Genomic DNA, 1912 nt, shown 5'->3' on the forward strand with positions numbered 1-1912 from the left:
CCAGACACTTGGAATACAACAAATTGTTATAGTGCAAAATAAAGTAGATTTAATTTCCTATGAAGAAGCTCTTTCTAATCATCAAGACATTACTAAATTTGTAAAAGGAACACATGCTGCAAAGGCACCAATAATTCCAATATCTGCACAATCTGGATTAAACATTGATGCATTAATTGGTGCAATTGAATCTACAATCAAAACTCCAGAAAGAGATGAATCTAAAGAACCAATAATGCATGTATTGAGATCTTTTGATGTTAACAAACCTGGAATAAAGCTCAAAAATATCAAAGGTGGAGTTATTGGAGGAAGCTTAACACAAGGTACCTTTAATGTTGGAGATGAAATTGAGATAAAACCTGGAATAATGGATGAAAAAAAGAAAACATATGAACCATTACTAACTGAAATTACTTCATTAGGTACAGCTGCTGGAATTGTAGATTCTGTTAAACCAGGTGGATTAGTAGCAATCGGTACAAAACTAGATCCTGCAATGACCCGTAGTGATTCTTTCATAGGTTCAGTTATAGGAAAACCTGGAACACTTCCAGAAAATTCATCACAGATAATATTAGATGTAAATCTATTTGATTCTGCTGTTGGAGCGGCTGAGGATACCAAAGTTCTACCAATTCAAGTAGGTGAATTACTGCGATTAAACATTGGAACTGCACCAATCTTAGGTAAAGTCACAAAAATCAAATCAAACAACATCGAAGTTGAGCTTAGAAGACCTGCATGTATATTTGAAGGAGGTAATGTAGCTATTAGTAGAAGAATTACTGATCGATGGAGATTAATCGGTGCAGGAATACTTGGTTGAAGTAATCTGTGATACTAGCTTTCTAATTCATTTAGCTACTAAAAGAATCAAGAATATAGATAGTCTCAATATGGAGATAGGGCAAGTCTCATTTATTGTTCCCCAAGTTGTCCAAAACGAACTTGCAAAATTAATTAAAAACCCTAAAAAAAATCAAGATATAACATCCACTATAGATTTTATAAAAAATTTTAAAATTTTACCTATAACTGGAAATTTTGCAGATAAAGAACTAGTTGATTATGTCAAAAAAAATCATGCGATAATTGGAACGATGGATAAGGAATTAAAAAAGAAAATAAAAGAATTTGGTGGTTCTATAATGTCTTTTTCAAATAATAAAATTATTTTAGAATCATAGTAAAATTTAACTTGTAGATTTTATTTCTGATTTGTATGTCTGATTTAATTTTAGAAAGCTCCGCTTTTAAAAATGGGGGCGAAATTCCTAAAAAATATGGCTATAAAAATTCCAACATAAATCCACCTCTGAAAATTAAGGGGATACCTCAAAACACCAAATCATTGGCTCTAATAATGGATGATCCTGATGCAATGGGTGCAGTAGGAAAAATTTGGGTTCATTGGGTAATTTGGAATATTAAACCTGATACAACAGAAATTAAAGAAGATTCAATTCCAGTTAATTCGGTTGAAGGTAAAACTGATTTTGGAGAAATTGGATATGGTGGGCCTGCCCCACCTGATAAAGAACACACCTACATCTTCAAATTGTATGCATTAGATAATAAATTAAATCTCAACCAAGGTGCATCTAAATCAGATGTTGAAAAATCAATGAAAAATCATATTCTTGCTGAATCTAAATTAACCGGTAAATACTCTCCTTAAATAAATTTTATAGATTTTAAATATTGGTTTTAAATACATGAATAATTATAATTGTCTTTTATACAAAGAGTAATAAACAAAGTTCAGAGAGAAAAGCTAATTGATTTCAAACGCAACTTTGGTATCAGTAGGAAAATTTGATTTTAAACTACATCATCTTTTAATCATAGGAATTCTTTCACTGTCCTTTTCTGTTTCATTTTTAATTAGATCCCAAGCAGCTGATTATGG

The 1912-nt window shown here is 31.0% G+C and carries 3 protein-coding genes; all 3 read left to right on the plus strand.

Annotated features, from left to right (window positions below; genetic code table 11):
- On the plus strand, window positions 1-829 hold an 829-nt coding region (locus tag BG20_RS06185), incomplete at its 5' end, for a translation initiation factor IF-2 subunit gamma (protein WP_010192333.1).
- The gene (locus BG20_RS06190; RefSeq protein WP_010192334.1) at window positions 822-1190 is read left to right on the plus strand and encodes a PIN domain-containing protein; all 369 of its coding nucleotides are present in this window, start codon (window positions 822-824) and stop codon (window positions 1188-1190) included. The genes BG20_RS06185 and BG20_RS06190, both read left to right, overlap by 8 nt.
- Before the next feature lie 35 nt (window positions 1191-1225).
- Window positions 1226-1681, plus strand: coding sequence for a YbhB/YbcL family Raf kinase inhibitor-like protein (locus BG20_RS06195; protein WP_010192335.1), 456 nt, complete (start codon window positions 1226-1228; stop codon window positions 1679-1681).
- Window positions 1682-1912 lie beyond the last annotated feature (231 nt).

It is taken from the genome of Candidatus Nitrosarchaeum limnium BG20, from assembly GCF_000241145.1.
In the GTDB taxonomy this organism is placed as follows: Archaea; Thermoproteota; Nitrososphaeria; order Nitrososphaerales; family Nitrosopumilaceae; genus Nitrosarchaeum; species Nitrosarchaeum limnae.